Genomic DNA, 6,371 nt, shown 5'->3' with positions numbered 1-6,371 from the left:
ACACTACTCCTTTCGAGATAGTGAATAACGGATGCAAAGAGCGTCTTCCCATCTTCACTTCCCAAGGCGCAGTCAACAGCCCTCTCGGGATGTGGCATCATGCCAATTACGTTTCCCTGCTGATTGCAGATGCCAGCTATATTTTCAATGGAGCCATTTGGATTGGCTTTTTCGCTGGTTTCACCATCGTTATCGCAATATCTAAAAAGAATCTGCCCATTTTTTTCCATTTCTTTGAGCGTATCTTTATCAACATAATAGTTTCCATCGCCATGGGCAATTGGTATCTTTAGGACTTGCTTTTTGCTACAAAGCTCTGTAAAGGGAGTATTTGTGTTCTCGATACGAATTGAAACCATTTTGCAGATGAACTTCAGGCTTTGGTTTTGCGTGAGTACACCGGGTAGAAGACCCGCTTCTGTGAGGATTTGAAAACCATTGCATATGCCTATGACAGGTTTCCCGCTGTCTGCAAATCTCACTACCTTGTCCATCACTGGTGAAAATCTGGCAATGGCTCCGCACCTAAGGTAATCGCCATAGGAAAAACCCCCCGGCAGAATTATGCAGTCAAAACGGTCAACATTCTGTTCTTTGTGCCATATATATTCCACTTCCTGTCCCATCACGTCTTTAAGGGCGTGATAGCTGTCGGCATCACAGTTTGAACCTGGAAAAACAACAACTCCAAATTTCATATTGATTCCTCCACAAACTCAAAGCTATACTCTTCAATAAGAGGATTAACTATGAGTTTTTCGCACATTTCTTCAATCATTATTTCTGCGTTTTTTCTGTTGCTCACATCGAGTTTGATTTCAACGATTTTCCCTATCCTCAGCTCTTCAATTCCAGAGAATCCTATTGTACCAAGGGCATCTTTTACAGCACTTCCCTGTGGATCGGCTATGCTTTTTTTTGGAACAACATGTATCTTTACCTTAAACATCACCTATCTCCCTCCCAAAAGTCTTTTCAGAGCTTCTTTATAGGCATCCTCAACGTCTCCAAGATCTCTTCTGAATCTGTCCTTATCAAATTTTTCATTTGTTTTCATATCCCACAACCGACAGGTATCCGGAGAAATTTCATCCGCTAGAATGATCTGACCTTTATATCTGCCGAACTCAAGTTTGAAATCCACGAGCTTTAAGCCAGCCTTTGAAAATTCGTTAATAAGGCATGTGTTGATTTTGAAAGCCAAATCCTTTATTTTTTTCATTTCCATTTTTGAAGCCAGCTTCATAGCCATTATGTGGTATTCGTTAATCATAGGATCACCAAGTTCATCGCTTTTGTAATAGAATTCCAGAACAGGTGTTTCGAGTTCAAATCCCTCTGAAATTCCAAGCCTTTTTGATAGCGAACCCGCAACGATATTTCTCATCACGACCTCAATCGGTATGATCTCCACCCGTTTGACAAGCATTTCTCGGTCTCCAAGCTTTTGCACAAAATGTGTGGGAATTTCTAAATCTTCAAGAGTGCTGAATAGATATACAGACATCTCGTTGTTAATCGCTCCTTTATCAGCGATATTTCCTTTCTTTTTCCCATTGAATGCCGTTGCCACGTCTGTGAATTCGAGTATCAACAAATCTTCTGATTCAGTACGAAATACCCTTTTTGCTTTTCCTTCGTATAGCAGCTCAAGTCTTTCCATTTTCTACCTCCTCGTCTCTTTAAATAAAAGAGCGCCGGTTTACACCAGCGCTACATGAAGTTTTTACGTACTATTTCGTCCTTCTCATGCACTTCCCTGGCCATCGCATCTCTGTATGAGGCCAGTTTCTCAGCGAGATAAGGATATTTAAGAGCTAATATCTGAATCGCCAGAAGGGCCGCATTTTCACTTCCGTTTATCGCTACTGTGGCCACGGGCATACCCTTTGGCATTTGTACAATGGAAAGAAGTGAATCCAAACCATCCAATGTGGAAGATTTCATGGGAAGCCCAATAACGGGGATAAGTGTCTTGGCGGCTAAAACCCCCGGTAAATGAGCGGCCTTTCCAGCAGCGGCGATGATTACTTCGATTTCCTTCTCAGCAATTTTCAAAACGAAGTCATCAAGCATCTTGGGTGTTCTGTGGGCGGAAATAACCCTGACTTCTCTCTCGACTCCAAAGGCTTCTAGCATTTCAATGGCCTTTTGAACTATGGGTAGGTCTGAATCGCTTCCCATTACAATCGCTACTTTTGGAGTACTCCGCATGCTCAACCTCCTAGTCTGCCTTCATAGATTTTTGGCTTTGTACAAAAAAGAAAAAACCCCTTCAACCGGGGCAGACTATGAGTTAGATAACGACGGAGTTTCCAACCATCAAAAAAATGATTGAGAAACAACCATCGAAACCCATAGCCAGGCAATTTACGGTTGCCGGTAGAAACTCGCGAGCCATATTCCCGCGATTATATGAGTTTCCAGTACGTACTATTCACTTTTCAGCCTTGATGCAATGATACTAACATGATCCCATTATCAGTGTCAAATAACAACGTGTTTAATATCTTTAGAGGTTTGTTAGCTTCACATTACCAACAAAAAAACAATGGCAGTCAATCCGTTGTAAATCTGTAATTGGGAGCTTCTTTCGTTATTTTAATATCATGTGGATGACCCTCAACAAAACCCGCTCTCGTTATTTTCACAAACTTCGCCTTTTTCCATAACTCCTCAACAGTCTTCGAGCCCGTGTAACCCATTCCTGATCTAAGACCACCAACGAGTTGAAAAAGTACATCTTCAACCGATCCTTTATAAGGAACCATTCCTTCGATTCCTTCAGGTACGAATTTTTGTGGAGCAACACCATCTTGAAAATATCTGTCACTGGATCCCTTTTTCATAGCTCCCAAACTTCCCATTCCCCTGTATACCTTGAATTTCCTTCCATTGTAGATAATTGTTTCGCCCGGAGCTTCATCTGTGCCTGCGAATATGGAACCCATCATCACAGTTGATGCACCTGCAGCGAGGTCTTTCACAATATCGCCGGAATACCTTATACCACCATCAGCAATTATAGGAACACCGTATTTTTTAGCAATAGCTGCACAATCCATAACAGCTGTTAATTGGGGGACGCCGATGCCCGCAATCACTCTCGTGGTACATATAGAACCTGGCCCGATTCCCACTTTGACTCCGTCAACTCCAGCGTCGATAAGAGCCTGCGTGCCCTCGGCAGTAGCAACATTCCCTGCGACTACAGGTAAGTTTGGAAAAGCACTTTTCAATCTTTTCACCGTTTCGATAACACCACGAGAATGACCATGCGCGGTATCAACAAAGACGACATCTACACCAGCCTTAACAAGCTTTTCGGCTCTTTCTAAGGTATCAGAAGAAGTTCCCACAGCCGCAGATACAAGCAATCTTCCACGGGAATCTCTAGCCGCATTTGGATAATCCTTAACAGCAGTTATATCCTTTATGGTTATAAGTCCAATAAGCTTTCGGTCACTATCAATCAAAGGAAGTTTTTCAATTTTGTTGCGATGAAGAATTTCTTCGGCTTCGGTAAGGGTGATATCGGGATTTACCGTTATTAGTCTTTCAAATGGTGTCATTAGCTCTTTGACAGATCTCCCAGGATTTTTTTCAAATCTGATGTCTCTGTTAGTCAACAGTCCAAGAAGCCGTCCTGTGTCATCGATCACAGGAAGTCCACCGATCTTATAATTCCCCATAATCCTATTCGCTTCACTGATTGTCGTTTCCGGAGATATGGTTACAGGGTCGATTATGACTCCATTTTCGGCTCGCTTAACTACTCTAACTTCCTCTGCTTGTTCCTCAGGAGTCATGTTTTTATGGATTACACCGATACCACCATTTCTTGCCATAACCTTGGCCATTTTCGCCTGAGTAACGGTATCCATTGCAGCACTCAAAAACGGCACTTTTAGAACAATGTTCCTGGTCAGTCTACTTTCAAGAATCACTTCCCTCGGCAAAACTTCGCTATACCTGGGAACAAGCAGTACATCGTCGAAAGTAAGAGCCTCTCTGATCACTCACAGCACCTCCAAGCCTTATTGGTAAGACCACCAATGGGATTTTATGGAGTATTTTAACATACTCAACTGACCTCGTCACTTTGGTATATCGATTCGATTTTTCTTCATAATTACTCTGAAATATAAAAGTATTCGGTTTTTAGAAGGAAAATCAGTTAGTTCGTGGAATATAAAGATAGAATTTTGTGAAGGGGAAATTCTATTGACTATTTAAATTATTTTCATTTTTAAGAAATCTAAGTAGTTTTCCAAAAGCAGCTGCAGTACCAAGCGGAAAAAGTATGGTACCAGCACTTATTTTCCCGCGAATAACTACTCCTCCTTGTTCCAGTATCTTTTCGATTGATACCATTTTATCTACGTATTCCATTATTTGTTCTTTTTTCAACCCAAGAATAGCACTTACTTCCTGGGGATCCAGCTCGCCTATATCTCCTTTGAATTCCGCAATAAAAATTACGATGTAATATAGTTTACCCTCTTTCGGGGTACCCTTAGGATGAACCATTTCGTATATCATCAGGGGAGTTATCTCTTCATCAAGAGATAATCCGATGATTTGTCCGGTATGTTTGAGGTAATAGGTCTTTTCCGAACTGAGCAATTCAACTTCAGTACCGATCTCTTCTATTGCCTCGCGAAGGGCAGCATCGACAAAACTTTCGCCTACTTCGACATGTCCACCAATTCCGGAAAAGAACCTTTCTCCATCAGAGACACTATGCTTTTCACCAGACACCTGAAAAATGTAGTGCGGACCAACTTTTATCAGCAGTCCCGCACCTTTTTCAGAATCATAAGGGATGAGATCATCCTGTTTCAAATTCCTTTTCCTCCCGTGAATTTTGTCTTGCATTCGACTTTGACTTCACCTGTATAAACTGTATAAACATTACCGCATCTTATTATATCTAACCACAATCAGTAAGTGAAGTAGTTCACAAAGTTTTCTTTCTCTACGAACTAATCATCTACATGATCTTTCAGGTAAAAACTTTCCATTGGTTCACCGAGCAAATAATGCGAGAACCAGATGAGATTTTGTTTCATAATCGCTCTCGCGATTCCGGGTTTATGAATGCCATGCCCCATTTCCTTAAAAATAACGAATTCCACTGGCACTCCCATATCTTTAAGCCCCTGATAAAGCTTATAGGCATTGGGAACAGGCACACGCTGATCATTGTCGCCGTGCTGTATCAATGTTGGGGTACTGGCGTTTTTTATGTATGTCATTGGAGAAGTCTTTTTATAGATCTCTTCGTCGTTCCAGGGTGTTTCACCGAGGAAATACACCGTGAAATTATGAATATCCGTAGCGTAGTAATACGTTATCCAATCACTTATTCCGGCACCAACGGAAGCAGCTTTGAATCTGTTACTGTATAAAGAACAGAAGGCCGTGATGTATCCACCCTGGCTCCAGCCCATTATGCCTATTCTTTCTGGATCTGCAATTCCCTTCTCAATGAGGTAATCCACTCCGGATATGACGTCAGCGTAATCACCGATTCCAAGGTTTCTGTAATTAATCCTTCTAAATTCTTCTCCGTAACCGTCACTTCCCCTATAATTGGGTTCAAGAACTATAAACCCTTTTTCCACAAACTGTTCTAAAGGATACGTTTTACTAAAAGTCGGTACATCAAAGGATAGCCACGTTGGACCACCGTGCACTATCAGAAGCAACGGATATCTCTTTGAAGGATCAAAATCCGGTGGAGTTGACAGCACACCCTCTATCTCCACACCGTCAAGACTCTTCCAGCGTATAAGCTGCTTTCTGGAAGTCAACCTTTCTTTGTAAAACTTTCCTTCATCTGTTATCTTTTTGCCTTCAAGATATACTTCAAAAGGTTCTGTCGGCGTCGCTTTTATGCAAACCAATTTATCCGTGTCACTAGACACCGCAGCCCAGAAAACCGTGGAATTATCATCTGTCAGAGTTTCAACTTTTCCATCAGGATCTAATAAACCAATCTTTATTCTTGTACCCTCTCCCCAGCTTATGTACAATCCTTTCTTTGTGTAAGCTACGATTTCGATGATGGAATCAACATCTATATGTATCCTCTCTCTTTCTCCGGTCTCCAGATCGAGTATCTCCAGGGGATTGTTCGATTGCCACGGAAACCCTTCTTTGGTAAGCGTATATGCCAATTTTCTGCCATCTGGAGAAAGGCGGAAATCGGGACGGAGTCTGGAAATGCCGAGCTTCTCAATCTTTTTGCTTTCTAAATCGAACACACAAAGTTCCGATTCGTCCATGTTGTTCATTAAGCTTGGAGGCGGAACAACAATAAATAATACCTGTTTTAAATTTTATTAAAGTCCATTATCCTTTATCAG

7 protein-coding genes and 1 riboswitch are annotated in these 6,371 nt (G+C 41.6%); all 7 genes read right to left on the bottom strand.

The annotated features are described in order from the left end of the window. Positions 1-698: phosphoribosylformylglycinamidine synthase subunit PurQ (purQ, locus tag AC3LHT_RS07825; RefSeq protein ID WP_488662493.1), on the bottom strand; the 698-nt coding region annotated here is incomplete at its 3' end. Beyond that, positions 695-949, bottom strand: coding sequence for a phosphoribosylformylglycinamidine synthase subunit PurS (gene purS / locus AC3LHT_RS07820; protein ID WP_290647151.1), 255 nt, complete (start codon positions 947-949; stop codon positions 695-697). The genes purS and purQ, both read right to left, overlap by 4 nt. 3 nt (positions 950-952) lie before the next feature. After that, positions 953-1,663 (bottom strand): phosphoribosylaminoimidazolesuccinocarboxamide synthase, encoded by a 711-nt coding sequence (gene purC, locus AC3LHT_RS07815; protein WP_290666721.1) that lies wholly within the window; start codon positions 1,661-1,663, stop codon positions 953-955. A gap of 50 nt (positions 1,664-1,713) precedes the next feature. After that, positions 1,714-2,214 carry a 5-(carboxyamino)imidazole ribonucleotide mutase gene (gene purE, locus AC3LHT_RS07810; RefSeq protein ID WP_488662492.1) on the bottom strand — a complete coding sequence of 167 codons (501 nt, stop codon included), beginning with the start codon at positions 2,212-2,214 and terminating at the stop codon, positions 1,714-1,716. A gap of 124 nt (positions 2,215-2,338) precedes the next feature. Continuing rightward, positions 2,339-2,439: riboswitch (purine riboswitch) on the bottom strand. Positions 2,440-2,558: 119 nt separating this feature from the next. Further along, on the bottom strand, positions 2,559-4,016 hold the full coding sequence (gene guaB / locus AC3LHT_RS07805) for an IMP dehydrogenase (protein WP_488662494.1): 1,458 nt from the start codon (positions 4,014-4,016) through the stop codon (positions 2,559-2,561). Positions 4,017-4,221: 205 nt separating this feature from the next. Beyond that, positions 4,222-4,845: an NUDIX domain-containing protein gene (locus tag AC3LHT_RS07800; protein WP_290647141.1), complete on the bottom strand. Its 624-nt coding sequence runs from the start codon at positions 4,843-4,845 to the stop codon at positions 4,222-4,224. Between the two features lie 140 nt (positions 4,846-4,985). Continuing rightward, positions 4,986-6,269: an alpha/beta hydrolase family protein gene (locus AC3LHT_RS07795; RefSeq protein ID WP_488662491.1), complete on the bottom strand. Its 1,284-nt coding sequence runs from the start codon at positions 6,267-6,269 to the stop codon at positions 4,986-4,988. Positions 6,270-6,371: the final 102 nt, after the last annotated feature.

The organism is Kosmotoga sp. (genome assembly GCF_982836095.1).
The sequence above is the reverse complement of the archived record's forward strand: the minus strand, read 5'-3'. Positions and strand labels throughout refer to the sequence as shown.

Bases quoted from the DNA above. Each gene is read 5' to 3' on its own strand.
- purS (WP_290647151.1), bottom strand. From the start codon at position 949: ATGTTTAAGGTAAAGATACATGTTGTTCCAAAAAAAAGCATAGCCGAT.
- purC (WP_290666721.1), bottom strand. From the start codon at position 1,663: ATGGAAAGACTTGAGCTGCTATACGAAGGAAAAGCAAAAAGGGTATTT.
- purE (WP_488662492.1), bottom strand. From the start codon at position 2,214: ATGCGGAGTACTCCAAAAGTAGCGATTGTAATGGGAAGCGATTCAGAC.